We start from the raw sequence: 26,231 nt of genomic DNA, 5'->3' as shown, positions 1-26,231 counted from the left end.
CTTCCCCGCGAGGAAGGCGCGACGGGATTTGCGCCGCGACGGAACGGCGGCTAATCAGCGCGCCTTCCCGCAGACAAGGATACGCCAATGACCCCGGCCGAACGCGCCGCCGTGCAGGCACATCTCCGCCGCTTGTTCGGCAACAACCGCATCGCCGTGATGGCCCCCGAGCGCAAGGGCGCGAGCGTCGAGCTCCGCGTCGGCGACGAGTTCATCGGCACCGTCCATCGCGACGCGGAGGACGGCGAGGTTTCCTACGCGGTGCAGATCGTGGTGCTCTCAGAAGACCTCGAGATGCCGAACTAGGCGAGGGGGGGTGCGAGGCCCCGCCTCGCGCTCCGCTCGCGGGCGCCGCCCCCGAGACCCGCGCCAGGGGACCGGGTCCCCTGGACTTCCGTGACGCGGGGGGCGGTTGCGGGCAGCCACGGCCTGCCGGTTCGGGCGCCACGACAGGGCCGCGCGCGGCACCCGGGCGCTTCGCGCCGGCGGCGTCAATGGATCTTCCTCGGCCGGTCCGGGATGAGGAAGACCGAGGCCAGGGCGAACATCACGAAGGCCATCAGGCCCAGGATCCAGGGCGTGACGCCGGGCCCGGCATCGACCGCGGCGGCCGGGCGGACATGGGTGGGATTGCCCGGCTCGTAGACGACGATCACGCGACGCCCGCGCGGCCATGCGGCAGGCTCGGCGGGCACGCCGGAGGTCGCCTCCACCCGCAGCCCCTCCGGCGTGGCGAACTGGAACACGGGGTACCAGCTCGTGCTGCGGCGGCCGCGGACTTCCTCGTAGCGGAGGATGACGGCCTCTGCCCGCTGCCCGTGGGTGTCGAGGGCCCAGTAGGCATTCGCCTGCGACCAGGCATGCCAGGCGAAGAGCGCGCCCAGCCCGCCGAGGAAGACCACGTAGATCCAGCGGGATGTCCGCGACGGCGTCGCACCCCTGGCGTGTCCGCCGCGCCCTGCCGGCGCGGGCCGGGGATTGGGGGCAGGTACCGTGACAGCCATGACGCCGCACCCTCCCGCGGGAGGGCGCGGAGGCCTTCCCGCGCGGTCAGACTACCGCGCGGGCCTGGGCCGGAACAACGGAAACAGCGACCTCAACCGCCAAGGCGCGCCTTCACCATCGGCCCGGCCTTGGCCATGTCCAGCACCGCGGCGTGCTTCGCCTTCAGCGCCGCCATCACCTTGCCCATATCCTTGATGGAGGCCGCGCCGGTCTCGGCCACCGCGGCGTCGATCGCCGCCGCCATGGCCGCCTCATCCAGTTGCTGCGGCAGGAAGGATTCGATCACGGCGATCTCCGCCTCCTCCTTCGCGGCGAGCTCCTCCCGGTTGCCCTGGCGGTAGAGGGCGACGCTCTCGGCGCGGGACTTCGCCATGGCGCGCAGCATGGCGACGATCTGCTCCTCCGACACCCCGGGGTCGGTCGGCGCCTTGCGGGCGGCGATGTCGGTGTCCTTCAGCTTGGCCGTGATCATGCGCAGCGTGGAGACGCGGGCGCTGTCGCCGGCGCGCATCGCGGCCTTGAGTTCCTCGGTGAAGCGGGTGCGCAGAGACATGGGCCGGGGCTCCTCGATCGGTTGGCGGGTCCTATAGCGCGCCGGGCCGCCTGGGAGGAAATTTCCCACCCAAGCGATTCGGGTTGCGGTGGGAAATGGTTTCCCGGCATAACCCCGCCCATGCGCACCGTGGAAGAGATCATCGCCCTGCTGGGCGGACCGGACGCGGCCGCCGCGCGCTGCGGCGTCGGCACCGAGGCCATCCGGAAATGGCGCCAGGCGAAGGCCATCCCGGCCAAGCACTGGCCCGCCGTATTGTCCGCCACCGGCCTGTCCCTTGCCGAACTGCCCGGCGCGCCCGCCGAAACCCAGAAGACGGAGCCCACCATGGCCTCTGCCGAGACCCCTCCCGAAGGCGCCACGGGCTGCCTGGTGCTCGCCGACGGGACGATCTTCTGGGGCCGAGGCTTCGGCGCCGAGGCCGCCGCGGTCGGCGAGATCTGCTTCAACACCGGCATGACGGGGTATCAGGAGACGCTGACCGACCCGTCCTATGCCGGGCAGGTCATCACCTTCACCTTCCCGCATATCGGCAATGTCGGGACGAACATCGAGGACATCGAAAGCATCACGCCGGCCGCGCGCGGCCTGGTCGTGAAGCAGGACGTGACCGAGCCGGCCAATTGGCGGGCGACGAAGGATCTGCGGGACTGGCTGGTTTCGTACGGCATCCCGGGCGTGTCGGGCATCGACACGCGGGCGCTGACGACGCGCATCCGTGACCTCGGCGCGCCGAACGGCGTCATCTGCCACCGCGCCGACGGCCGTTTCGACATCGCCGCGCTGAAGGCGCAGGCGGCGGCCTGGCCGGGGCTGGAGGGGATGGACCTCGCGAAGGAGGTCGCCTGCCGCCAGACCTTCTCCTGGGACGAGACGGAATGGGCCTGGCCGGCCGGCTTCGGGCGGCAGGCGGCGCCGAAGCACAAGGTCGTCGCGGTGGATTACGGGGCGAAGCGCAATATCCTGCGCTGCCTCGCCTCCGCCGGCTGCGAGGTGGTGGTGGTGCCCGCCACCGCGACCGCCGAGGAGATCCTCGGCCACAAGCCGGACGGGGTGTTCCTCTCCAACGGCCCCGGCGACCCGGCGGCGACCGGCGAATACGCCATCCCGGCGATCCAGGGCGTGCTGGAGACGAAGCTGCCGGTCTTCGGCATTTGCCTCGGCCACCAGTTGCTGGCGCTGTCGCTGGGGGCCAGGACCTACAAGCTGCCGCGCGGGCATCGCGGGGCGAACCAGCCGGTGAAGGACCTGACCACCGGCAAGGTGGAGATCACCAGCCAGAACCATGGCTTCGCGGTGGACCCCAAGACCCTGCCGGCGAATGCGAAGGTCACGCATGTCTCGCTGTTCGACGGCACGAATGAGGGCATCGCCGCGACCGACCGGCCGGCCTTCTCCGTGCAGTACCACCCGGAAGCCAGCCCGGGCCCGAGCGACAGCCACTACCTCTTCCATCGTTTCGTCGAGATGATCGAGGCGTCCAAGACCGGCCGCGCCTGACGCGCCCGGCGATAGGAAGGGAAACGGCATGTTCGACCTGAAGGGGCGCGTCGCGCTCGTCACCGGCGGCAATGGGGGCATCGGCCTCGGCTTCGCGCGCGGCCTCGCCAAGGCCGGCGCCGGCGTGATGGTCGCCGGGCGCAACGCGGCGAAGAACGCGGCCGCCGTCGCCGAACTGAAGGCGCTGGGCGCGACCGCAGACGCGGTCGAGGTGGACGTCACGCAGGAAGCCTCGATCCGCGCCGTGGTCGCGACGACGGCCGAGCGCATGGGCCGCCTCGACATCCTGGTGAACAATGCCGGCACCAACATCCGCCGCCGTCCGGAGGAGTACCGGATGGAGGACTGGCACACGGTGCTCGCCACCAACCTGACCAGCACCATGATCGCGAGCCAGGCGGCGCATCCGTACCTGAAGGCCGGCGGCGCGGGGCGGGTGATCAACAACGGCTCGATGCTGTCGATCTTCGGCCTGCCCTTCCATGCCGCCTATGGCGCGTCGAAGGGTGGCGTGGTGCAGCTGACGAAGTCGCTCGCCGTGGCCTGGGCGGAGGATGGCATCACGGTGAACGTCATCCTGCCCGGCTGGATCGACACCGACCTGACGCGAAAGGCGCGGCAGGACATGGCGAGCCTGCACGATGACGTGCTGCGCCGTTCGCCGATCAGGCGCTGGGGCGATCCGCGCGACTTCGAGGGCGTGGCGGCGTTCCTGGCGAGCGATGCGGCATCCTTCATCACCGGGGTCTCCATCCCGGTGGATGGCGGGTTCTCGGTGCACGGCTGATGCCCCCGGTCGAGACACTGCTGGTCTTCGCCGCGCTGTCCCTCGGCCTCGCGGCGACGCCGGGGCCGAACATGCTCTACCTCGTCTCGCGTTCGCTGGCGCAGGGGACGGGGGCGGGCCTGGTTTCGCTCGTCGGCTGCCAGTTCGGCTCGCTGGTGATCATGCTCTGCGCCGCGGCGGGGCTGACCGCGGCGCTGTTCGCCGTGCCCTATGCCTGGGACGTGCTGCGGCTCGGCGGTGCGGCCTATCTGATGTTCCTCGCCTGGCAATGCCTGCGGCCGGGCGGGCAGCCGATCTTCGCACCACGGCCGATGCCGCGGGAACCCGCGGCGCGGCTGTTCGGCGTCGGCTTCGCCACGGCGGCGCTGAACCCGAAGGTCGCGCTGTTCTACATGGCGGTGCTGCCGCCCTTCATCGACCCGGCGCTCGGCAGCGTCTTCACCCAGGGGGCCTTGCTCGGTGCGGTGCAGATCGGTGTCGCGATCCTCTTCGACGGCGCGCTGGTGCTGGGGGCGGCAGGCGTGGCCCGCTTTCTCGGCGCACGGCCGGGCTGGATGGCGGCGCAGCGCTGGATCCTCGGCGCCGCGCTGGCACTGATCGCGGTGAAGCTCGCGAGCGAGGGGAGGCGCTGATGTATGCAGGGCTGGAGGCGCTTGCGCAGGGCGCCGCGGCGGCGCTGATCATCGGCCTGCCGGCGGTGGTGCTGTTCTGGATCACGACGCGCCGCCTCGGCTTCGGCCCGCGCGCGCTGCGTCCCTTCGTGACGTGCAGCGCCGCCTATGGCGCCATCGCCGCCTTCGGCGGGCTCTGGGCCTTCTGGAGCCTGCGGCCGAGCCTCGTGGACGATGCGATGGCCGGCGTGCTGCTGGGGGGCGGGATTCTCTTCGCCGTCGCCTTCCTCACGCTGCTCCTGTTTCCGCGGCCGAAGGAGGGCTGATGGACCGGTTCGACCCGAGGCCCCGTGCGATGGGCGCGGTGCCGCGTCGCGCCGGCATGGCGGCGTCCTGCATTGCGCAGGCGGCGCCCCGGCCTGCCGGTCCCGCCTGGCGGCGCGCAGATCCGGGTGTCACCGCCCTCCCCCTCGCCCGGCCGGTCGGCTGCGGCGCCCAGTTCATGATCGGCGGCACCGCTGCCGCCCCTTCTTCCCCCGAGGCCTGAGACCATGCCGAAGCGCACCGACATCAAGTCCATCCTCATCATCGGCGCAGGCCCGATCGTCATCGGCCAGGCCTGCGAGTTCGACTATTCCGGCGCCCAGGCCTGCAAGGCGCTGCGTGCGGAGGGCTACCGCGTCATCCTGGTGAACTCGAACCCGGCGACGATCATGACGGACCCGGGCCTCGCGGATGCGACCTATGTCGAGCCGATCACGCCCGACATCGTCGAAAAGATCATCGCCAAGGAACGCCCGGATGCGCTGCTGCCGACGATGGGCGGGCAGACGGCGCTCAACACCTCGCTCAAGCTCGCGGAATCGGGCGTGCTGGCGAAGTACGGCTGCGAGCTGATCGGCGCCAAGGCCGAGGTCATCGACAAGGCCGAGGACCGCCAGAAGTTCCGCGACGCCATGTCGAAGATCGGCATCGAGAGCCCGCGCAGCGAAATCGCGCACAGCATGCCGGAAGCGTGGGACGCGCTGAAGACGGTCGGCCTGCCCTGCGTCATCCGTCCGTCCTTCACCCTCGGCGGCACCGGCGGCGGCATCGCCTACAACAGGGAGGAGTTCGACCAGATCGTCGCGGCCGGCCTCGCCGCCTCGATGACCTCCGAGGTGCTGATCGAGGAGAGCGTGCTCGGCTGGAAGGAGTTCGAGATGGAGGTGGTCCGCGACCGCGCGGACAACTGCATCATCGTCTGCTCCATCGAGAATCTCGACGCGATGGGCGTGCACACCGGCGATTCCGTCACCATCGCCCCGGCGCTGACGCTGACCGACAAGGAATACCAGCGCATGCGCGACGCGAGCATCGCGTGCCTGCGCGAGATCGGCGTCGACACCGGCGGGTCGAACGTGCAGTTCGGCATCAACCCTGTCGATGGCCGCATGGTCATCATCGAGATGAACCCGCGCGTGTCGCGCTCCTCCGCCCTCGCGTCGAAGGCGACCGGCTTCCCGATCGCCAAGGTCGCGGCGAAGCTCGCGGTCGGCTACACGCTCGATGAGCTTCAGAACGACATCACCATGGTCACGCCGGCGTCGTTCGAGCCGACCATCGACTATGTCGTGGTGAAGATCCCGCGCTTCACGTTTGAGAAGTTCCCCGGCACGCCGGCGACGCTGACGACCTCGATGAAGTCGGTCGGGGAGACCATGGCGATCGGCCGTTCCTTCGCCGAGGCCCTGCAGAAGGGCCTGCGCGGGCTGGAGACGGGGCTGTCGGGCCTCGATGACATCGCCGCGCCGGGCGACGGCTCCGCGCAGGCCTTCCACGCCGCGCTGGCGACGCCGAAGCCCGACCGCGTGCTGGTCGCCGCCCAGGCGATGCGCGCCGGCGTTTCGCTCGAGGAGATCCACGAGGCGTCGAAGTTCGACCCGTGGTTCCTGCGCGAGATCGAGAAGATCGTCGCCGCCGAGAACGAGGTGCGCGCCAAGGGCCTGCCGCAGAGCGCGACCGCGCTGCGCAGGCTCAAGGCGCAGGGCTTCTCCGACACGCGGCTCGCGACGCTTGCGGGCGTGAAGGACACGGAGGTCGCGGCGCTGCGCGACAGGCTCGGCGTGCAGCCGGTCTACAAGCGCATCGACACCTGCGCCGCCGAGTTCGCCTCCGAGACACCCTACATGTACTCGACCTATGAGGGCGGCTTCGGCGTGCCGGTCTGCGAATCCCGCCCGACCGCACGGAAGAAGATCATCATCCTCGGCGGCGGCCCGAACCGCATCGGCCAGGGCATCGAGTTCGACTATTGCTGCGTCCACGCGGCTTACGCGCTGAAGGATGCCGGGTTCGAGACCATCATGGTCAACTGCAACCCGGAGACGGTCTCGACCGACTACGACACCTCCGACCGGCTGTATTTCGAGCCGCTGACCGCCGAGGACGTCATCGCCCTGATCCGCAAGGAACAGGAATCCGGCGAGGTGCTGGGCTGCATCGTGCAGTATGGCGGGCAGACGCCGCTGAAGCTCTCCCAGGCGCTGCACAAGGCGGGCATCCCGATCCTCGGCACGTCCGCCGAGGCCATCGACATCGCCGAGGACCGCGAGCGCTTCCAGATGCTGCTGAAGGGTCTTGGCCTCAAGCAGCCGCAGAACGGCACCGCGCGCACGCTCGACGAGGCCATCGCCGAGGCGAACCGCATCGGCTACCCGGTGGTGGTGCGCCCATCCTACGTGCTCGGCGGACGCGCGATGGAGATCGCGCACAATGACGAGCAGCTCCGCCGCTTCGGCGCCGAGGCGGTGAAGGTCTCGGGCGAGAATCCCATCCTGATCGACCAGTACCTCGCCGACGCGATCGAGGTCGACGTGGACTGCATCTGCGACGCCGAGGGTGCCGTCTACGTCGCCGGCGTGATGGAGCACATCGAGGAAGCCGGCATCCATTCCGGCGATTCCGCCTGCTCACTGCCGCCCTACTCCCTGCCGCCCGCCATCGTGACCGAGCTGAAGGCGGAGACCGAGGCGATGGCCCGCGCGCTGAAGGTGCAGGGGCTGATGAACGTGCAGTACGCGGTGAAGGACGGCGACATCTACGTGCTGGAAGTGAACCCGCGCGCGTCACGCACCGTGCCCTTCGTCGCCAAGGCGACGGGCGTGCCGGTGGCGAAGATCGGCGCTCGCGTCATGGCCGGCGCGCGCCTGTCGGAATTCAAGCTCGATGACGACGCCGTTTCCCGCCATGTCGCGGTCAAGGAGGCGGTCTTCCCCTTCAACCGCTTCCCGAATGTGGACGTCATCCTCGGACCGGAGATGAAGTCGACCGGCGAGGTGATGGGCCTCGACCATTCCTTCGAGCGCGCCTTCCTCAAGTCCCAGCTCGGCGCCGGCGTGAAGCTGCCGGAAGCGGGCGCCGCCTTCATCTCGGTCAAGGACAGCGACAAGGCCGCCGCCGTCACCATGGCGCGGCGCCTGTCGGAGATGGGCTTCCGCATCCTCGCCACCCGCGGCACCGCGGTGCGCATCCGCGATGCCGGACTCGAGTGCCAGGTCATCAACAAGGTGCTGGAGGGCCGGCCGCACTGCGTCGACGCGATCAAGTCCGGCGACATCCAGCTCGTGATCAACACCACGGGCGGCGGACAGTCGGTGGCGGACAGCTTCGACATCCGCCGCAGCGCCCTCACCCACGGCATTCCGCACTACACGACGGCCGCGGGGGCCAGGGCGGCGGTCCACGCCATCGCCGCGCTCAAGGCCGGAACCCTTGATGTGGCACCCCTCCAGGCGTATTTTGCCACGTCGTTCTGACCGCATGGGGGCCGTTTCCGGCCCCCGTGGCGTCTCTCCCCCACCGACCGCCTGGCCTGGCTGAATCGGACCGAGGGCCGGCGGGGGGGACGCACTATCTGGGAAGGGTTCGCCGTGCAGAAGTTCCCGATGACCGCCGAGGGCCTCGCGCGTCTGGAGGAGGAGCTGAAGGTGCTGAAAGGCGAGGAGCGTCCGGCGATCATCCGGGCGATCGCCGAGGCGCGCGCGCATGGCGACCTGTCCGAGAACGCGGAATACCACGCCGCGCGCGAGCGCCAGTCCTTCATCGAAGGCCGCATCGCGGAGCTCGAGGCGATCATCCCCGCCGTCGATGTGATCGACGTCGCCCGCTTCACCGGCGACAAGGTGCTGTTCGGCGCCCGTGTCACCATCGTCGACGAGGAGAGCGAGGACGAGAAGACCTACCGCATCGTCGGGCAGTACGAGGCGGACATGAAGAACGGGTCGATCTCCGTCACCTCGCCGCTCGCCAAGGCGCTGATGGGCAAGAAGGTGGGCGATTCGGTCGAGGTGCCGACACCTGGCGGCGCCCGTTCGGTCGAGATCACCGGCGTCAGCTTCGCCTGATCGCCGGCCGGCCGCGCAGGCTTCCCGGCGCGCCTCCGCCCGCGGCGGCGCGCCGGACAGTATTCCGACCATCAAGAGGACAACGATGTCACCCGTGAATTCGATCCGCGGCCTCGCCGTGGCTGCCGAGGCCCCTGTCGTGCAGAGCGTCACGCTCGCCGACATTCGCGCCGCGGCAGAGCGAATTCGCGGCGCGGTGCTGCGCACGCCCACCATCGAGAACCCGGCCGTCAGCCGCGCCGCCGGCACGCGGGTCTTCCTCAAGCTCGACAACCTGCAGGCGACGGGCGCCTTCAAGGAACGCGGCGCGGCGAATCGGCTCGCGCTGCTGACGGCGCGCGAACGCGCGGCCGGCGTCATCGCCATGTCTGCCGGCAACCACGCGCAGGCCGTCGCGCGGCACGCGCAGCTCGCCGGCGTCGCCGCCACCATCGTCATGCCGAAGTTCACGCCGGCGACGAAGGTGGTGCGCACCGAGTTCTGGGGCGCGCGCGTCGTGTTGTACGGCGAGACATTGGCCGAGGCCGCCGCCCATGCGCACGACCTGGCGCTGAAGGAAGGCCTGGTCTTCATCCATCCCTACGACGACCCCGGCGTGATCGCCGGCCAGGGGACCATGGCGCTCGAGATGCTCGAGGACGCGCCGGAGATCGAGGCGCTGGTCATCCCGATCGGTGGCGGCGGCCTGTGCGCCGGCGTCGCGAGCGCGGCGGCGGAGTTGCGCCCCGGCATGCCGGTCTTCGGCGTGGAGGTGGAGGGCTACGCGGCCATGGCGCAGCGCCTGGCCGGCGACCCCGTCTCGGTCGGCGGGCCGACCATCGCCGAGGGCATCGCGGTGCGCGACGTCGGGGAAACGCCGCTCGCCATCCTCCGCCGCCTCGGCGTCGAGGTGCTGCTGGTGCCCGAGCGCGCGGTGGAGCAGGCGGTCGCGCTGCTCGCCGAAGGGGCCAAGGTGGTCGCGGAGGGCGCCGGCGCGGCCGGCCTCGCGGCCATCCTGACCTATCCGGAGCGCTTCAAGGGCCGCGTCGTCGGCACCGCCGTCTGCGGCGGCAACATCGACGCGCGCGCCCTGTCCAACGTGCTGCTGCGCCAGCTGCTGCGCGACGGGCGCATCCTGCGGCTGCACTTCGACATCCCGGACCGCCCCGGCGTGCTCGCCGACATCGCCGCACGCATCTCGGCGGTCGGCGGCAATGTGATCGAGGTGAAGCACCAGCAACTGTTCGGCGCGCCGACGGTGCAGAGCACGGAGCTGCACCTGATGGTCGAGGTGCGCGACGCCGCGCAGGGGGATGCGATCATCGCGGCGCTTGAGGCAGGGGATTACGTCGTCAGGCGCGGGTAGTGCGCGGGGGAGGGGAACCTCCCCCGCACCCCCTCCTTTTTTGTCTGTCAGCCTGGAGTTCCCGGCGCGCCGGGACCGCCCATCCAGGTGATCCAGGAAGGAGGGAGGATCGGGGGGAGTTCCCTCCCCCCGACCTTCGACCGGCCGGCCTCACGCACCACCGCTTCCGGCCATGGCATCGCGTCGAAAGCAGCCGATCGCGTGGTCATTGACGATGCCGACTGCCTGCAGCCAGGCCTGCACGATGGTCGGTCCGACGAACTTGAATCCGCGGCCCTTGAGGTCCTTCGAGACGCGCCCGGCGAGTTCGGCGGAGGCCGCGGCTGTCTTGCCATCGCCGCGCAGCACCTGGCCATCGGTGAAGGACCAGCAATAGGTCGCGAAATCCTCGCCGCGCGCGTCCATCTCAAGGAAGATCCGCGCGCCGCGGATGGTCGCCTCGATCTTGGCGCGGGATCGGATGATGCCGGGATCGGCGAGCAGGCGGAGGGTGTCGGCCTCGGTGAAACGGGCGACCTTGCGCGGGTCGAAGCCGGCGAAGGCGGTGCGGAAGTTCTCGCGCTTGCGCAGCACGGTGATCCAGGACAGGCCGGCCTGGAAGCCTTCCAGCATCAGGCATTCCCACAGGGCGCGCGGGTCGCGCTCGGGCACGCCCCATTCGGTGTCGTGATAGGCGCGTTCGAGGGGATCCTTCTCGGCCCAGCGGCAACGCCGGTGATCGGTCATGGCGGGGCTCCTCCTGGTCATGGCTGGTCACTTCCGGCCGCTGCGCGACGGGTGAAGCAGGCCGGCACCGGCCGGGAATCATCGCCGGCGAAAAGGAACATATACAGAACAGTCATCGGCAGGAAGGGCTGCCGGCCAGCAGCCGTTGAGCTTGGCGTGGATCTTCGTTGCGAAGACGCGCCTTCGTGCCGAGAGCCATCGGCCAAGGGGCCGCGGCCACCGAAACAATGTGGTCGGCCTCATGACCAGGGCGGTCGGAGACGGCGTGGCGGGCAGGCTGGACAGGGCTGCCGGCAATGGTGACCGCGCAGGCGGCATGGCGCCGCCGATGCCCCGTCAAACGGGAATGGCTCTGGCGAGGGCGCGTCAACAAAGTTTAAGCAAAAATAATGCCAAGATCAGCAGAAGTTGCCACGCATGATCGCACACCCGCATAGCGCGAGCCATTCACACCACCACCCTCGTGGACTGCATCCCATCCACCCCGCACCCGCGGCGCCACTGCCCCTGCCGCAAAAAGAAAGCCCCGGAAAACCAAGGTTTTCCAGGGCTAGTCAACAGGGAGGCTTCACGTCTGGGAGACGAGGGATCCTGAGGACCCCATCCGAGCTAGTCATCGGATGCCCAAACCATAGACGCAGTTGCGGCATGCATGATTCCCGATATGCACCAATCCGATATGCGCACATCGCATGACTGAACGAGATACCCGTGTGACGCGCGTAACGGCTGCGTGATGTTCTCCGTGCCACCATTCAGGCTCTATGCCGTGAGCAACCCGGATCCCGGGGGCTGACGCCGGCTCAGTGCCCCGTCGCCGCCAGCTCCGCCATCAGGAAGTCCCGGAACACCGCGACCCGCTTCGAATGGCGCATCTCCTCGGGGTAGACGAAGAAGGCCTCGATCTTCGGCGCCTTCACCTCCGGCAGCACCTGCACCAGCCCTTCCATCTGCCGTTCCAGGACGTAGTCGGGCAGCGCCGCGAGGCCGAGGCCGCTGCGCACCGCCTCGAGGATGCCGGGCAGGGAGTTGATCTCGATCGCCGACCGCCGTGGCGTCCCGGGCCGGCGCCCGGCCTCGGCCAGCCAGTTGATGTTGTCGATCGGCGGCCGGTAGTCGCCGTAGATGATCAGCCGGTGGGCATCGAGGTCCTCGACCCGCTGCGGGATGCCCGCGCCCTTCAGATAGGCCGGCGATCCGCAGACCTTCCAGCCGAAGGTCGCGATGTTGCGCTGGATCAGGTCAGGCTGCCGCGGCGGGTGCATGCGGATGGCGACATCGGCCTCCCGCATCGCGAGGTCGAGGTCCGAATCGTCCAGCAGCAGCGTGACGCTGATCTCCGGATGCAGGCTGATCAGGCGCGGCAGTCGCGGTGCGAGCCAGGTGCTGCCGAAGCCGGTGGTGGTGGTGATCTTCAACCGCCCCGCCGGGCGCTCGCGGCTTTCGGTCAGCAGCGCCTCGGTCATGGCGAGCTTGGCGAAGACCTCCCGCACCGTGCGGTTCAGCGTCTCCCCCTGCTCGGTCAGGATCAGGCCGCGGGCGTGGCGGTGGAAGAGCGGGACCGTCAGCGCCTCCTCCAGCGCCTGGATCTGACGGGAGACGGCGGATTGGCTGAGGTTCAGCGTCTCCCCCGCATGGGTGAAGGAGCCGGCCTCGGCCACCGCGTGGAAGACGCGCAGCTTGTCCCAGTCGATCGGCATCAGGCGGCGGCTTGTTCTGTCGCGGCGTCCATCGCGGCGAGGAACTTCTCCGCCTCGAGCGCGGCCATGCAGCCGGTGCCGGCCGCGGTGACCGCCTGGCGATAGACCTTGTCCTGCACGTCGCCCGCTGCGAAGACGCCGGGCACGGAGGTGCGCGCGGTTCCCGGCACCGTCACGATGTAGCCCTCCGCGTCCATCTCCACCTGGCCCTGGAACAGGGCGGTCGCCGGCGCATGGCCGATGGCGACGAAGATGCCGTCCACCCTCAGTTCGAACTTCTCGCCGCTGCGCGCGTTGCGCAGCGCGAGGCCACGCGCGACCGGCACGCGGCCGGAGGAATCGGAGAGCACCGCCTCGGTCACCGTGTCCCACAGCACCGTCACGTTCGGCTTCGCGAACAGGCGCTGCTGCAGGATCTTCTCGCTGCGCAGCGAGTCGCGCCGGTGGATCAGCGTCACGTGGCGGGCGAGGTTGGCGAGGTACAGCGCCTCCTCCGTCGCCGAATTGCCGCCGCCGATCACCGCCACGTCCTTGCCGCGGTAGAAGAAGCCGTCGCAGGTCGCGCAGGCCGAGACCCCGAAGCCGCCGAGTTCCTTCTCCCCCGGGATGCCGAGCCATTTCGCCTGGGCGCCGGTGGCGATGACCACCGCCTCGGCCTCATAGACGTCGCCCGAGTCGCCGGTGGCGCGAAAGGGCCGGCGGGACAGGTCGATGGCGGTGACGATGTCGAACACCACCCTGGCGCCGACATGTTCCGCCTGCTTCTGCATCTGCTCCATCAGCCAGGGGCCCTGGATGGCCTCGGCGAAGCCCGGGTAATTCTCGACATCTGTGGTGATGGTGAGCTGCCCCCCGGGCTGAAGCCCGGCGACGACCATGGGTTCGAGCCCCGCGCGGGCGGCATAGATCGCCGCCGTGTACCCCGCCGGGCCGGCGCCGATGATGAGGAGGCGGGTACGGTGCATCTCGGCCACGAGGCGGGTCCCATTGCAGTTGCGCTGCATCGGATATCGGGCAGCCCCGCACAGGCCACAACCCTGATGCCTTGATACAGCAGGAACGTGCAATGATATTGCGCCCGGCCAAGCAGCCGAGCAACGAAACAAGCGACCTTTGAACATGCCCCGCGATCACGAAGACCCCGGCCTCGATTCGGTGGACCGGCACATCCTCGCCGAACTCCAGGCGGATGGCCGGATGACCAATGTCGAGCTCGCCCGCCGGGTGAACCTCTCCGCGCCCCCTTGCCTGCGGCGGGTGCGGCGGCTGGAGGAGGCCGGCGTGATCCGCGGCTACCATGCCGATATCGACCCCGTGGCCCTCGGTTGGGAAATCACCTTCTTCGCCCTGGTCGGCCTCGAGTCGCAGAAGCAGGCCGTGCTCGATGCCTTCGAGTCGCTGGCGACCTCCTGGTCCGAGGTGCGCGAGTGCCACATGATCCGCGGCGGCGGCGATTTCCTGTTGCGTTTGGTCGCGCGCGACACGGCGCACGAAAACGAGCTGACCTCCCGACTGACCGGCGCGCCCAGCGTCATGCGGGTGCAGACGCTGCAGACCATCCGCACCGCGAAGGACGTGGCGGGGGTGCCGATCGGCTAGGCAGATCGACGCCGCGCTTGCGAATAGATAAACCATTTAGTTAAGTCTCCTCCGCCCAGCGGAGGAAACCACGATGCAGGTCCAGCCCTATCTCTTCCTCAACGGCCGCTGCGAGGAGGCGATCGCCTTCTGGCAGAAGGCCGTCGGCGCCACGCCGGGCATGGTGCTGCGCTTCAGGGACAACCCCGAGCCATCGCAGATCCCGCCGGGCAGCGAGGACAGGATCATGCACGCGTCGATCAAGGTCGGTGCGACGGAAATCCTGGCCTCGGACGGCTGCGCCGAGGGCGCGGCCAGCTTCGCCGGGTTCTCGCTGGCCTTCACAGCCGATTCGGTCGGTGAGGCCGAACGCACCTTCGCCACCCTGTCGGAAGGCGGACAGGTGCAGATGCCGATGGCGAAGACCTTCTTCGCGGCCACCTTCGGCGTCGTGCAGGACCGCTTCGGCGTGAGCTGGATGGTCCTCGCCGAGGCGTGATGCCATCGGGCCCTGGTGATGAAGCGGTGATCGGCGGACGGGAAATGGAGGGGCATTGCCCCTCCAAGCCTCCCCACCAAAGGCCGAAAGGCCTTTGGAAACCATCACCTGGCGTCGGGCAGGGGAGGCGTTCCGCGGCGACGAAGGAAGCGCCGCGCCCGGAGCCCGTATGCTTGCGCGGGTGTCGTGTACGCAGCGCGCTTCCTCGTTCCGGCGCGGCAGCCATCCCCAACGCCAGGCATCGGCCGGTCCAGGGTGCACTGCACCCCGGCAGGGCGAGGCTCGGAGAGGGGCAGAGCCCTTCTCCGATCACCAGCGCCACAGGCTTGCACACATGGGGTGGCCCCCTCGCGTCACCCGAACCGGACCATCACGCCAGCCAAGATGCCGCCCCCCGACACGGCGCGGCTTCAGCGCGCCTCGGGAATCTCCGCGATCCCGAGGCTCCGCGCCGCCGCCACCAGGTTGCCCCAGGTGGTCGCATCGACCGGAATACCCTCGGCCAGCCGCTTCGCGCGGGTGATGCGTTCCTTCTCCCCCGCCACCAGCACCGGGTTCTCCGGGTCCGCGGGCGGGGAGGTCTTCACGTCCGCGATCACCGCCGCGAGCTCGCCGCGGAAGGCGTCGAGATCCCCGAACCGCCCGGGGTCCAGCACGAAGGCGAGCCAGGAATTGACGATGCCGCGCTCGCGCTGCTCCGGCCGCCAGGCGGTGGCGCCGCCGAGCAGCGCGCCGGCCAGCACCTCGCACACCAGCGCGAGGCCGTAGCCCTTGTGCGCCCCGAAGGAGAGCAGCGCCCCGCGCGGCTGGTCCCGATACAGCACGCCGGGATCGGTCGTCGGCTGCCCCTTCGCATCCACCAGCGACCCTTCCGGCACCGCCCGTCCGGCATTGAAGGCGACGCGGCACTTGCCGAGCGCGATCGCCGAGGTGGCGAAGTCGAGCACCAGCGGCGCATCGCCCGCGCGCGCCGCCGGCACGGTGATGCAGACCGGGTTGGTGGACAACCGCCCGTCGGACCCGCCGAAGGGTGCGACCGCCGGCGGGCCGGAGACGCCGTTGACGAAATGGACGGAGATCATCCCCGCCGCCGCCGCCTGCTCCCCATAGGTGCCGATGCGGCCGAGGTGGTGCACGTCGCGCAGCCCCATCACCGCATGGCCATGCGCATGGGCCGCATTGATCGCCCAGTCCATCGCGATGCGCCCGACACGCTGGCCGTAGCCCATGCCGCCGTCGAACAGCGCCAGCGACGCCTCCTGCCGGATCGCCTTCGGCGCGACGTTGGGGTGCAGCTTGCCCTGCCGGACATGCTCCACGTAGCGCGGCAGCAGCATGATGCCGTGGCTGTCATGCCCCTGCAGGTTGGCTTCCAGGAGGTGGGCGGCGACTTCCTCCGCCTCCTCCTGCGTGCTGCCGGTGGCGGCGACGATCGAACGCACCAGGTCGCGCAGCGCCCCGGCATGGATCTTCAGCATGGCGGCCTCATTCGCGGTTCGCGCCGGGGGCGGCGCGAACCGTCACGAGGCACCGCTTCGGCGATTCGCGCCAGGGGCGGCCGCTCACGATTCGCGCCAGGGCCGCCGCTGCCAGAGGCCGCGCAGGTCGCGCTCCAGCCCCACCACATCGCTGCGGTACTCCTCCCCGATGCGCGGTGCGAGCGGCAGGCCCAGCCGCTCCGCCTCCTTCACGAAGTCAGGATCGGCGAGCGCGGCACGGAAGGCGCCCTCCAGCCGCACGCGGATCTCGGCAGGCAGGCCGGGCGGGGCGACGATGCCGCGCGTCGCCCCGCTGATCAGGTTCTGCCCCTGCTCGCGGAAGGTCGGCACATCCGCCGTGCCCGACCAGCGCGTCAGCGACGCCTGCCCGAGGGAGCGGATCCGCCCGTCGCGCAGCAGCGCCAGGCTCTCGCTCATGTTGAAGGCGCCGACCTGGATGTGCCCGCCGACCAGCGCGGTCGACAGCGGCGCCATGCCGTTGAAGGGCACATGCGTCATCGGCGGCATCCCGGCGCGGTCCTCGAGCGCGATGACCAGCAGGTGGTCGTCGGAGCCGATGCCGGTGGAGCCGTAGGAGATCTGCCCCGGCCGCGCCTTGGCCGCGGCCACCAGGTCGGCCAGCGTCCGCAGCGGGGAATTCGCCGCGACGAAGATGCCGCCCGGATCATCCACCACATTGGCGATGAAGGTGAAGTCGAGCGGCCGGTACCGGACCTGGCGCTCCATCGGATAGGTCACCATGGCGGGCACGCTGGTGGCAGCGAGGGTGAAGCCGTCCGGCGCGGCGGCGAAGGCCGCCTCCCAGCCGAGCTGGCCGCCGGCGCCGGCGCGGTTGACCACCAGGAAGCGGGCGCCCTGCAGCCGGTTCTGCACCGCCGGCAGGATCACGCGCGCCATGGTGTCGACCCCGCCCCCCGGCGGGTAGGGCACGATCACCTCGATCGGGCGGTCGGCCGGCCAGGCGGCGCGGGCGAGGCGAGGCAGGCCGAAGGTGCCGGCGGCGGCAAGCGCACCGAGGGCATTGCGGCGGGTGATGGTCATGACGTTCTCCCTCCCTTTCCGGTCGTTGGACCCGAGAGTGGCGCCTGACCACCGCGGCCGCAATCGGCGGGCTGCGCGCGGCGCCGTTTCCTCGTCTATGCTGCGGTGCCCATCAGCCGGAGCTCGCCATGGCCGCACCAATCGCTCCCCGGAGGTCCTTCCTCGCGCTCGGTGCCGCGCTTGCGCTGCCCGGCTGCGAACTCCCTGTCCGGGGGCCGGCCGTCCCGCGGGGACGGACCGACGAGGCCAAGGTGCTGGGTCTGACCAATGAGCGCTTCAACATCTTCAACCGCGCGGGGCTCCAGGCGCTGGAAGCCGAGTTCATCGCGGCGGGCGAGCGCAGCCGCGCGCGCCTTGGCCTGCGGCAGGGCACGCCGCTGCCTCCGGTCAAGCTGCTCGCGGTCTCCGGCGGCGGGGAGAACGGGGCCTTCGGCGCGGGCCTGCTCTGCGGCTGGACCGAGCAGGGCACGCGACCGGAATTCAACCTCGTCACCGGCGTGAGCACCGGCGCGCTGACGGCGCCCTTCGCCTTCCTGGGCAGCGCCCACGACGCGCAGCTCCGTTCCGTCTACACGGAGCTCACGCTCGCCGACGTCGCGCGTTCGCGCGGCCTGCTGGGGGCGGTCTTCGCCGATGGACTCGCCGACAATTCCCCGCTCTTCCGCACCATCTCCCGCTACATGAACGAGGAGATGCTCGCGGCGATCGCCGGCGCCTACCGGGGCGGGCGGCTGATGCTCATCGGCACGACGCAGCTCGACGCGCAGCTTCCGGTCATCTGGAACATCGGTGCCATCGCGGACAGCGGCCACCCGCGGGCGCTCGACCTCACGCGCCGCATCCTGCTCGCCTCGGCCGCCATCCCCGGCGCCTTCTCCCCGGTGATGATCGACGTCACGCTGGACGGCGAGGCGCGGCAGGAGATGCACGTCGACGGCGGTGCCTTCGCCCAGGCCTTCCTCTACCCGGCGTCGCTCGGCGAGGGGCGGCGGGCGCGGCTCCGTCGCGGCACCGCCGCCGCGGTCGCCGATGCCTACGTGATCCGCAACGCGCGGCTCGACCCCGAATGGGCGGATGTGGAACGGCGCACGCTCGGCATCGCCGGCCGCGCCATCTCCACCATGATCGCCGCCAGCGGCTACAACGACGTGCTGCGCATCTACAGCAACACGCAGCGCGACGGGATCGGCTTCCATCTCGCCTTCATCGGCACCGATTTCGACCAGCAGCTCCCTGCCCCCTTCGACCAGGGCTACATGCGCGCGCTCTTCGCCTATGGCTACGAGCGGGGGCGCCGGGGCTACGACTGGGCGCGCCGCCCGCCGGCATGAGGCGGCACGGATGGCCGCGCGCCATGGAGGCCGGGGATGACGGCCCCCGCTGAGGACATGCTGACGAGCGAGCGGATCCTGCGGCGGAGCCTGCTCGCCGGAGGTGCGGCCACGCTTGCGGGATGCGCCTTCTCCGAGCGCGGCGCCCCCGTGCCGCGGGACGAGATCCGCGAGGCAACCGTCCTCGGCCTGCCGAACGAGCGCTTCTGCGTCACCGATCCCATCGACCTGCCGCGCATCGTCGAGGAGTTCAACGAGGCCGGCCGCCGCCAGCGCCGGCGGTTCGGCCTCGGTCCGCGGGAACCGCTGCCGCCTTCCTCGATCATCGCCTTCTCGGGCGGGGGAGAGAACGGCGCCTTCGGGGCCGGCCTGGCCTGCGGCTGGACGACGCACGGCACGCGCCCGACCTTCAACGTCGTCACCGGCATCTCCACCGGCGCGCTGACCGCGCCGCTGGTCTTTGCCGGGCCGCACCGCGATGCGGAGCTGCGCGAGGCCTATACCGGCATCACCGCCTCGGACGTGCTGGAAGGCCGCGGCCTGCTCGCGGCGCTGCTGGACGATGCGGTGGCGGACAGCGCGCCGCTCGCGCGCGCCATCGCGCGACACATGAACGAGGGCCTGCTGGCCGAGATCGCCGAAGGCTATCGCGACGGGCGGCAGCTCATCATCGCCACCACCAACCTCGATGCGCAGCGGCCGGTCGGCTGGAACCTCGGCGCCATCGCGGCGAGCGGGCATCCCCGCGCGCTCGATCTGGCGCGCCAGGTGCTGCTCGCCTCGACCGCCATTCCGGGCCTGTTTCCGCCGGTGATGATCGACGTCACGGTGAACGGGCGGCCGCACCAGGAAATGCATGTCGACGGCGGCACCTACGCACAGGCCTATCTCTATCCGCCGGCCTTGGGCGAGAGCCGGGAGGCGCGCATCCGCGCGGGGCTGACGCCGGCCTCGGTCACCGCCTATGTGGTGCGCAACGGGCGGCTGAGGGCACCGGGCGGGCCGGTGCGGCGGCGCGCCATCGACATCGCCGGCCGCGCCATCTCGACCCTGATCAGCGCCGCCAGCCTGGGCGACATCTTCCGCATCCAGGCCGCGGCGGAACGCCACGGCATCGCCTTCAACCTCGCGCACATCGACGATGACTTCACCGCCGAGGAATCCGAGCCCTTCGCGATGGCCTATCTGCGCGCCCTGTTCGACTACGGCTACGGCAAGGCGAGCGTGGGTTACCCGTGGAAGCGGGGCTTGCCGCCGTGAGAGGTCGCGAAAGCCTTCCTTAACCTCCATGTCGCCAATGTGGCGTCATGCCCGCCGTAGATGACCGTTTCGCCGCCTGCGCCGCGACCGTGATGACGGCCCACGGTGCGTTCAACCCGCACGACCGGCTGCTGGGCGGGCCCGCCGCGCACGGCATCGGGCTCGGGCTGCTCTCGGTCTGGATCGGGGGGCCGGCCGATGTCGCGGCGCTGCGCGGGCTCGGCCGCGATACCGCGGCGCGGATCCTGCGCCAGATGGTCTGGGCGCCGGTGGGTGCCGGAAAGCTGCCGGCCGGGCCGGACCTCGCCCTCTTCGCCTATGCCCTGGAGGCAGGGACCATGCAGGCATTATCCGACCTGCAGGAGGATCTCGGCGTCGTGCAGAGCGGTGCCCCGGATGCGCCGACATTGGCCGCCGCCCATGCCCGCGCGCCCCAAGCCCTCGTGCGCGCCATTGCCGCCCGGCACGCAGCCTGGCGTGCGGGACGCAGCCTTCCGCCGCCCTTCGCACCGCGTCCCGCGCCGCCGCCCTGCACGGTGCTTCACGCCGCCTGTTGACCCCCCTTGGCAGGGGCGCGTCACGCCGTCAGCCTGTGAGGGCCAGACACCGGGAGTGACGAACGCATGCGGCTGGACCGCACCTGCCTGCCGGCGGACCTCGCCGCCGGCGCCTTCGCCGCACGCATCATGACGGCCGAGGGCCCCTGCATCGTCGGCATGATCGGCGGCGCCGCCTTCGACATGACCTGCGCCTACGGCACCATGTCCCGCTGGATGGAGGAGGAACACCCCGCCGCCACCATCCGCACGCGCGGGGCTCCGCTCGCCCTCGACCTCGACGCGCTGATGGCCAATTCCGCGCATGATGCGCGCGATCCGGCGAAACCCTGGCTGCTGGCGCCGATCGACCTGCAGGCGGTGAAGGCCGCCGGCGTGACCTATGTGCGCTCCATGCTGGAACGCGTGATCGAGGAACGCTGCCGCGGCGATGCATCGGCCGCCGCCGCCGTGCGGCTCGAAGTGAGGGAGATCATCGGTGACGACCTCGCCAGGCTGGTGCCGGGCAGCGCGGAGGCGATGCGGGTCAAGGCGGCGCTGGTCGAGAAGGGCTGGTGGAGCCAGTACCTCGAGGTCGGCATCGGCGCGGATGCGGAGATCTTCTCCAAATGCCCGCCGATGGCAGCAGTGGGCACCGGGGCGAAGGTCGGCGTGCATCCCGCCTCCCACTGGTCGAACCCGCAGCCGGAGGCGGTGCTGGTGGTCAACAGCCGCGGCCGCATCCAGGGGGCGACGCTCGGCAACGACGTGAACCTGCGCGACGTGGAAGGGCGCAGCGCGCTGCTGCTGGGGCGCGCGAAGGACAACAACGCCTCGGCCGCGCTGGGGCCGATCATCCGGCTGTTCGACGAAGGCTTCACGCTTGAGGATGTGCGGCGCGCCGAGATCACGCTGACCATCAGCGGCCGCGACGGCTTCACGCTGGACGAGCGCGGAGCGGTCGGCGCGATCAGCCGCGATCCGGCGGAGCTCGTCGGGCAGATGATCGGGGCGCACCACCAGTATCCCGACGGGGCGGTGCTGTATCTCGGCACGCCGTTCTCGCCGGCGAAGGACCGCGGCGCGCCGGGGATGGGCTTCACGCACAAGGAAGGCGACATCGTGCGGATTGCCAGCCCGCGGCTCGGCGCGCTGGTGAACGAGGTGGACCGCACCGACGAATGCCCGCCCTGGGTGTTCGGCACGCGGGCGCTGTTCGCGTCGCTGATGCGCCGCGGGCTGCCGCGGCCGTGATGGGTGGGGCGCTTCCCGGAGGGGCGCTGCCCCTCCGGACCACCCCGCCGAGGGCCGAAAGGCCCTCGGAACCCATGAGATTCTTCGGGCATGGGCTTCACCGCCGTCGCCATCGTCGCGGATGCGCCATCCCCCTCCCCGCCACCCCTGACCAAGTCCCGGTTTCCAAAGGCCTTTCGGCCTTTGGCGGGAGGGGTCCGGGGAGGGCGGCGCCCTCCCCGGGAACGCCCTCCCCATGAAGGAGCAGCACGGCACGCTCGACCGCGGCGACGGCGTGCGCCTCGCTTGGCGGCGCCTGCCCGGCCGCGGCATGGGCGTGGTCTTCCTGGGCGGCTTCAACAGCGACATGACCGGCACCAAGGCGGAATTCCTCGCCGGCTGGTGCGAGGCGCGCGGCACGCCGTTCCTGCGCTTCGACTATTCCGGCCACGGCACCTCCGGCGGCCGCTTCGAGGACGGCACCATCGGCCGCTGGGCCGACGACGCGGCCTGCGTCATCGAAGCGATGGCCGACGGCCCGCAGGTGCTGGTCGGTTCCTCCATGGGTGGCTGGATCGCGCTGCTGCTGGCGCGACGGATCGCGGTGCATGCCCTGGTCGGCATCGCCCCTGCCCCCGACTTCACCGAGGACCTGATGTGGGCGGAATTCCCGCCCGAGGTGCGCGCCACCATCGAGCGCGACGGCCTCTGGCGGCGGCCGAGCGAATACGGCGCCCCCTACCCCATCACCCGCGCGCTGATCGAGGACGGGCGCCGGCACCTGCTGCTGCGCGGCCCGCTGCCGATCGCGGCGCCGGTGCGCATCCTGCAGGGCCAGCAGGACCCGGACGTGCCCTGGCGCCACGCGCTGCGCATCGCGGAGGCGCTGACCGGCGGCGACGTGCATGTGACGCTGATCAAGGACGGCGACCACCGCCTGTCGCGGCCGCAGGATCTGGCGCTACTGGGGGAGACCCTGGCGCCGCTCCTCCTCCAGGATGGCGGCTAGCCCTTCGCGATAGGTCGGATGGCGCCAGGCGATGCCGAGCGCGGCCTTGGTCAAGGCATTGGTGACGTGCCGGTTCTCCGCCCAGAAGGAGAGCGCCATGGGCGACATGCGCGCCCGAGCTGCCTCGAAGGGGATCGCCGGCGGAGGTTCCAGTCCGAGCAGGCGCGCGGCATGCGCGACGACCTCGGCGCTTTCCGCCGGCTCGTCGTCCACCAGGTGCAGGATGCGCACCGTGGGCGGCAGGTCCTGGCCGATCGCGGCGAGCACGGCCCGCGCGATGTCGTCGCGATGGATGCGGGAAAAGGCGTGGCCGGGCTTCGCCACGCGCCGCGCCGTACCGGCGCGCAGATCGTCGAAGGCGGAGCGGCCCGGCCCATAGATGCCGCCGGCGCGGAAGATGTCGAGCGCGGCGCGGCCGGCGGCAAGGTTGCGCCAGGATTCCTCGGCGGCAAGGCGACGGCGGCTGCGCTCCTGGCCGGGCGTGGGGCGCGTGGCCTCGTCCACCTTCGCGCCGCCGTGGTCGCCATAGACGCCTGTGGTGGAGAGGTAGCCGATCCAGCGCAGCGTGCCGGCGGCGAGCGCGGCCTCGAGCGCCGGCCGGTGCGCGCCGATCACCGGATCGCCGGCTTCGTTCGGCGGCGCCGTCACGAACAGGTGCGAGGCCTCCGCGATCGCCGCGGAGGCAGCGGCGAAGGCGACAGGCTCGACACCCGGCGGCGCCGCGCTCGCGGCGGGATCGCGCGCCGTGCCCGCGACGCGCCAGCCCGCCGCCGCCGCCAGCCGCGCCGCCGCCATTCCCGCAAACCCGAGCCCCGCCACGAGCAGCATTGCACCCTCCGCCATCGCCATCTGGCATGGCGGCGAGATGACGACCAGATCGCCCACCGTTCGCCCCGGTCGACAGCGACCGGCGCAGCCCTGCGTTCCGGCCGCATCATCACCCGGTCGCGCAATTCCACAGGGTCGCGATCTGTTCTAGATTGCGGGCATGTTCCCCCTCCGCCTCCTGATCGCCGGCGCGGCGGTACTGCTGCTCGCGGCCGGTGGCGGCGCCTGGTGGTTCCTGGAGGGCGGGCCCGAGGATCCGCTGCCGACGCCGCCGGAACCGCCGAGGCTGACTGATGCGCCGGAATATGAACGCTGCCTCGATATGCTCGAGGACGATCCGGAGGGCGCACGCAGCCTTGCCGATTCCTGGGGAATGGAAGGTGGTGGCGAGGCGGCTGCCCATTGCGCCGCCCTCGCCGCGCTGACCCTGGGTGAAGCGGAACGCGCGGCAGAGGCGCTGGAGCGCATCGCCGCGCGCAGCCAGGCCGGCATGGCCGCCCGCGCAGCGGTGTTCGGCCAGGCCGGCGAGGCCTGGATCGCCGCCGGCAAGCCGCAGCGCGCCCATGCGGCACTGACCTTGGCGCTCGCGCTGGTGCCTGCCGATTCCAGCCTGCTGACCGAGCGCGGCATGGCGCTGCTGGCGCTGAACCGGCCGGCGGAGGCGCTGGAGGATCTGGAGCGCGCGGTCGCGGCGGATGCCTCCCTGGTGGAGGCCTGGGTGCTGCGCGCCTCCGCGCTGCGCCGGCTGGACCGCATCGGGGAGGCGGTGGAGAGCGTCGCCGAGGCGCTGCGCCTCGACCCGGACAATGTGGAAGGCCTGCTGGAGCGTGGCATCATCCGCCAGATTCGCGGCGAGGCCGCTGAGGCGCGGGCCGACTGGGAACGGGTGATCGAACTCTCGCCGGACAGCGCGGCCGCGGATCTCGCGGCGCAGAACATGGCGCTGATCGAGGCCGGCCCGGCGCGGCGGTAGCCCAGCCGCCGGTCAAGGACGGGCACCGGCGGCCCCCGGCAAGGCCTCGGGCCTGAACCAGCCGGCGCGACCGGCGCTTGCCGGCGGCGCTGCTCCCGACGCGCGAAGCCAGGACACGCACGCCAGAGGCATATGTCACCGGACCCTGCCGATGACCCCCCATCGGCCGGCACGGATCCCGATCGAGCGGAATCACCGACCGGGTGAGGATGCTCGTGAAGGCAAGAGGCTGGAGTGGTCGCCGCGGACCGAGGCGAACGGAAACCACTTCATTGGACTCCGATGCCGAACCAGCCGAAGGGCTGGCCGGTATCAGAAATCCAGGTCGGCGTAGTGGTCGGGCGGCGTCACGCCGCTCACGCGGTCGCCGAGCAGCGGGCGGAAGGACGGGCGGGACTTCATCCGCGCATACCAGTCCTTGGCCGCTTCGTTCAGCGACCAGTCGATATCGCCGATGTAGTCGAGCGCCGAGAGATGCGCCGCCGCGGCCAGATCCGCCAGCGACAGCATCGGCCCGGCGAGCCAGGGCCTCGTCTCGGCCAGCCAGCCGATGTATTCGAGATGCGGGCGAAGGTTGGCATAGCCGGCACGGATCGCCGTCGCATCCGGATTGCCGCGCCCCATCAGCCGCTTCATCTGCTTCTCGTAGAGCAGGTTCATGCCGACCTCGGCGTGGAACTTGCCGTCGAACCAGGCGACCAGGCGGCGGACCTCCACCCGTTCCGCGAGCGTGCGCCCGAGCAGCGGAATGTCGGGATAGGCCTCGTCCAGGTACTCGCAGATTGCGTTGGAATCCGCGATCGTCAGGCCGTTGTCCTCCTGCAGCACAGGCACTGTGCAGGCGGGATTCATGCCGAGGAAGTCGTCGCGACGGTCCCACACCCGCTCGATGCGCGTGTCGAAGGGGATGCGCTTTTCGCCGAGCGCCAGGCGCACCTTGCGGGAGAAGGGAGAGAGGGGAAGGTGGAAGAGCAGCCTCACGATGGCCCGCTTATGCCACCCCCCCTTGCGGGGCGCAAAGGTCGGCAGCGATCAGCGTCGCGCGAGCCGTCGCGAAAGCTGCGCACAAAGCTGCACATCGCGCTCTGATACCGCCGAGCCTTGCTGATGACCTCGTCATCGGCAAGGCGAACGGTATCGCGCGCAGGACGGGTGTGGCGGCTGCGCGCCAGGCCGGGACTCTCATGCCGGATGAGCCGAAAGGCCGGCGGGCATGAGCCCGATTGGGAATGCCGGGAACGGCCGGCCTCGGGAATGCGCCATTCGGCGCGCTCTCAAGCGGGCTCTCAGATGCGTCGCGCGCAGGCCAGGAAGGCCTCGGTCACGGCACGGGTGCCGCGCAGATCGGCGGACCAGGGTTCGACGCGCTCCCCGGGAAAGATCACCTGCATCCGGTAGCCGGCGGCGAAGGCCTCGACGAAATTGATGAAATTGTTGAAGGCGCCCTGGTAGGAGGCCTCGATCATCTCGGGGCGGGTGGTGCCGATGTAGTTCAATTCGGCACGGCGGTTGTCGATCGCGATGATGATGCGCCCCCGCGCCTCCTGCCGAACATTCCAGGATCGGTCGCCCACCTGCACGAATCCGTGGAGTTGGCCGCGCAGGCGCTCGACCTTGATCCAGAAGAAGCGGCCGACACGGTTCGCGTCCGTGCCCATGCCGCACAGCGGGCCGTTGTCGGATTGCGCCACATAGGCGCGCCATCCGTTGACGTTGGCGATGTCGCGGACCTGCGCCGAGGCCGGCGCAGCCAAAGCAAGGAGGGCCGCGAGGGCCATGGCCGGGATACGCACGCCGAAAACCTCCTCCGCTGCCGCGGCCGCCCCGCCGCT

General features: G+C 70.7%; 26 protein-coding genes. 16 read left to right on the top strand and 10 right to left on the bottom strand.

The window, feature by feature from the left end:
* Positions 1-87 precede the first annotated feature (87 nt).
* Entirely contained in the window at positions 88-306 is a 219-nt protein-coding gene (locus tag GXW74_RS06230; RefSeq protein WP_211845597.1) for a DUF3126 family protein, read from the top strand.
* A 185-nt stretch (positions 307-491) separates the two neighbouring features.
* Here GXW74_RS06230 and GXW74_RS06225 read toward each other — a convergent pair whose 3' ends face one another.
* Together GXW74_RS06225 and GXW74_RS06220 are read right to left on the bottom strand one after the other, a co-directional pair.
* A complete protein-coding gene (locus GXW74_RS06225) occupies positions 492-1,004 on the bottom strand; it encodes a DUF3592 domain-containing protein (protein WP_211845596.1) in 513 nt (170 codons plus the stop codon).
* Positions 1,005-1,096: 92 nt separating this feature from the next.
* Positions 1,097-1,558: a GatB/YqeY domain-containing protein gene (locus GXW74_RS06220; protein ID WP_211845595.1), complete on the bottom strand. Its 462-nt coding sequence runs from the start codon at positions 1,556-1,558 to the stop codon at positions 1,097-1,099.
* Positions 1,559-1,678: 120 nt separating this feature from the next.
* Between GXW74_RS06220 and carA the strand changes: the two genes are divergently transcribed.
* The 7 genes from carA to GXW74_RS06185 all read left to right on the top strand — a co-directional run bounded on the left by carA (position 1,679) and on the right by GXW74_RS06185 (position 10,186).
* Complete coding sequence (carA, locus tag GXW74_RS06215) at positions 1,679-3,058, top strand: glutamine-hydrolyzing carbamoyl-phosphate synthase small subunit (protein ID WP_211845594.1); 1,380 nt, start codon at positions 1,679-1,681, stop codon at positions 3,056-3,058.
* A 28-nt stretch (positions 3,059-3,086) separates the two neighbouring features.
* Positions 3,087-3,845 (top strand): SDR family NAD(P)-dependent oxidoreductase, encoded by a 759-nt coding sequence (locus tag GXW74_RS06210; RefSeq protein WP_211845593.1) that lies wholly within the window; start codon positions 3,087-3,089, stop codon positions 3,843-3,845.
* Positions 3,845-4,477 (top strand): LysE family translocator, encoded by a 633-nt coding sequence (locus tag GXW74_RS06205; protein WP_211845592.1) that lies wholly within the window; start codon positions 3,845-3,847, stop codon positions 4,475-4,477. The genes GXW74_RS06210 and GXW74_RS06205 overlap by 1 nt, the downstream gene beginning before the upstream one ends.
* The gene (locus tag GXW74_RS06200) at positions 4,477-4,782 is read left to right on the top strand and encodes a hypothetical protein (RefSeq protein ID WP_211845591.1); all 306 of its coding nucleotides are present in this window, start codon (positions 4,477-4,479) and stop codon (positions 4,780-4,782) included. Before GXW74_RS06205 ends, GXW74_RS06200 begins: the two co-directional genes overlap by 1 nt.
* Positions 4,783-5,007: 225 nt before the next feature.
* A complete protein-coding gene (gene carB, locus GXW74_RS06195) occupies positions 5,008-8,253 on the top strand; it encodes a carbamoyl-phosphate synthase large subunit (protein ID WP_211845590.1) in 3,246 nt (1,081 codons plus the stop codon).
* Between the two features lie 114 nt (positions 8,254-8,367).
* Complete coding sequence (gene greA, locus GXW74_RS06190; protein ID WP_211845589.1) at positions 8,368-8,841, top strand: transcription elongation factor GreA; 474 nt, start codon at positions 8,368-8,370, stop codon at positions 8,839-8,841.
* A 94-nt stretch (positions 8,842-8,935) separates the two neighbouring features.
* Entirely contained in the window at positions 8,936-10,186 is a 1,251-nt protein-coding gene (locus GXW74_RS06185; RefSeq protein WP_338148157.1) for a threonine ammonia-lyase, read from the top strand.
* A gap of 150 nt (positions 10,187-10,336) precedes the next feature.
* Here GXW74_RS06185 and GXW74_RS06180 read toward each other — a convergent pair whose 3' ends face one another.
* The 3 genes from GXW74_RS06180 to trxB all read right to left on the bottom strand — a co-directional run bounded on the left by GXW74_RS06180 (position 10,337) and on the right by trxB (position 13,586).
* Positions 10,337-10,912: a DNA-3-methyladenine glycosylase I gene (locus tag GXW74_RS06180; protein ID WP_211845587.1), complete on the bottom strand. Its 576-nt coding sequence runs from the start codon at positions 10,910-10,912 to the stop codon at positions 10,337-10,339.
* A gap of 803 nt (positions 10,913-11,715) precedes the next feature.
* Positions 11,716-12,612 carry a LysR family transcriptional regulator gene (locus GXW74_RS06175; RefSeq protein WP_211845586.1) on the bottom strand — a complete coding sequence of 299 codons (897 nt, stop codon included), beginning with the start codon at positions 12,610-12,612 and terminating at the stop codon, positions 11,716-11,718.
* Positions 12,612-13,586 (bottom strand): thioredoxin-disulfide reductase, encoded by a 975-nt coding sequence (trxB, locus tag GXW74_RS06170; RefSeq protein WP_211845585.1) that lies wholly within the window; start codon positions 13,584-13,586, stop codon positions 12,612-12,614. Before trxB ends, GXW74_RS06175 begins: the two co-directional genes overlap by 1 nt.
* A gap of 145 nt (positions 13,587-13,731) precedes the next feature.
* Between trxB and GXW74_RS06165 the strand changes: the two genes are divergently transcribed.
* Together GXW74_RS06165 and GXW74_RS06160 are read left to right on the top strand one after the other, a co-directional pair.
* Entirely contained in the window at positions 13,732-14,211 is a 480-nt protein-coding gene (locus GXW74_RS06165; RefSeq protein ID WP_211845584.1) for an Lrp/AsnC family transcriptional regulator, read from the top strand.
* 73 nt (positions 14,212-14,284) lie between these two features.
* On the top strand, positions 14,285-14,689 hold the full coding sequence (locus GXW74_RS06160) for a VOC family protein (protein WP_211845583.1): 405 nt from the start codon (positions 14,285-14,287) through the stop codon (positions 14,687-14,689).
* 410 nt (positions 14,690-15,099) lie between these two features.
* Here GXW74_RS06160 and GXW74_RS06155 read toward each other — a convergent pair whose 3' ends face one another.
* Together GXW74_RS06155 and GXW74_RS06150 are read right to left on the bottom strand one after the other, a co-directional pair.
* Positions 15,100-16,167: a malate/lactate/ureidoglycolate dehydrogenase gene (locus GXW74_RS06155; RefSeq protein ID WP_211845582.1), complete on the bottom strand. Its 1,068-nt coding sequence runs from the start codon at positions 16,165-16,167 to the stop codon at positions 15,100-15,102.
* A gap of 84 nt (positions 16,168-16,251) precedes the next feature.
* Positions 16,252-17,229, bottom strand: a complete 978-nt coding sequence (locus GXW74_RS06150) for a Bug family tripartite tricarboxylate transporter substrate binding protein (RefSeq protein ID WP_211845581.1) — start codon at positions 17,227-17,229, stop codon at positions 16,252-16,254.
* 128 nt (positions 17,230-17,357) lie between these two features.
* On the opposite strand from GXW74_RS06150, the gene GXW74_RS06145 reads away from it, so the two are divergent.
* The 5 genes from GXW74_RS06145 (at position 17,358) to GXW74_RS06125 (ending at position 22,598) form a co-directional block, all read left to right on the top strand.
* A complete protein-coding gene (locus tag GXW74_RS06145; protein WP_211845580.1) occupies positions 17,358-18,560 on the top strand; it encodes a patatin-like phospholipase family protein in 1,203 nt (400 codons plus the stop codon).
* Between the two features lie 36 nt (positions 18,561-18,596).
* A complete protein-coding gene (locus tag GXW74_RS06140) occupies positions 18,597-19,820 on the top strand; it encodes a patatin-like phospholipase family protein (RefSeq protein ID WP_211845579.1) in 1,224 nt (407 codons plus the stop codon).
* A gap of 47 nt (positions 19,821-19,867) precedes the next feature.
* The gene (locus GXW74_RS06135; RefSeq protein ID WP_211845578.1) at positions 19,868-20,377 is read left to right on the top strand and encodes a glycosyl hydrolase 108 family protein; all 510 of its coding nucleotides are present in this window, start codon (positions 19,868-19,870) and stop codon (positions 20,375-20,377) included.
* 66 nt (positions 20,378-20,443) lie between these two features.
* Entirely contained in the window at positions 20,444-21,610 is a 1,167-nt protein-coding gene (locus GXW74_RS06130; RefSeq protein ID WP_211845577.1) for a fumarylacetoacetate hydrolase family protein, read from the top strand.
* A gap of 235 nt (positions 21,611-21,845) precedes the next feature.
* Positions 21,846-22,598, top strand: coding sequence for an alpha/beta hydrolase (locus tag GXW74_RS06125; protein ID WP_211845576.1), 753 nt, complete (start codon positions 21,846-21,848; stop codon positions 22,596-22,598).
* Here the strand turns inward: GXW74_RS06125 and GXW74_RS06120 are convergent.
* Entirely contained in the window at positions 22,551-23,483 is a 933-nt protein-coding gene (locus GXW74_RS06120) for a Rossmann-fold NAD(P)-binding domain-containing protein (RefSeq protein ID WP_338148156.1), read from the bottom strand. The genes GXW74_RS06125 and GXW74_RS06120 overlap by 48 nt on opposite strands.
* Before the next feature lie 103 nt (positions 23,484-23,586).
* Here GXW74_RS06120 and GXW74_RS06115 point away from each other — a divergent pair, with 103 nt between their 5' ends.
* Positions 23,587-24,399 carry a tetratricopeptide repeat protein gene (locus tag GXW74_RS06115; protein WP_211845575.1) on the top strand — a complete coding sequence of 271 codons (813 nt, stop codon included), beginning with the start codon at positions 23,587-23,589 and terminating at the stop codon, positions 24,397-24,399.
* Positions 24,400-24,711: 312 nt separating this feature from the next.
* Here the strand turns inward: GXW74_RS06115 and fzlA are convergent, their stop codons facing one another.
* Together fzlA and GXW74_RS06105 are read right to left on the bottom strand one after the other, a co-directional pair.
* Positions 24,712-25,380 (bottom strand): FtsZ-binding protein FzlA, encoded by a 669-nt coding sequence (fzlA, locus tag GXW74_RS06110; protein ID WP_211845574.1) that lies wholly within the window; start codon positions 25,378-25,380, stop codon positions 24,712-24,714.
* A 305-nt stretch (positions 25,381-25,685) separates the two neighbouring features.
* Positions 25,686-26,192 carry a hypothetical protein gene (locus GXW74_RS06105; protein ID WP_211845573.1) on the bottom strand — a complete coding sequence of 169 codons (507 nt, stop codon included), beginning with the start codon at positions 26,190-26,192 and terminating at the stop codon, positions 25,686-25,688.
* Positions 26,193-26,231 lie beyond the last annotated feature (39 nt).

Origin of the sequence: Neoroseomonas eburnea (assembly GCF_018129005.1) — a bacterium.
GTDB lineage: Bacteria > Pseudomonadota > Alphaproteobacteria > Acetobacterales > Acetobacteraceae > Neoroseomonas > Neoroseomonas eburnea.
This window is presented reverse-complemented; position numbering and strand designations above follow the sequence as displayed.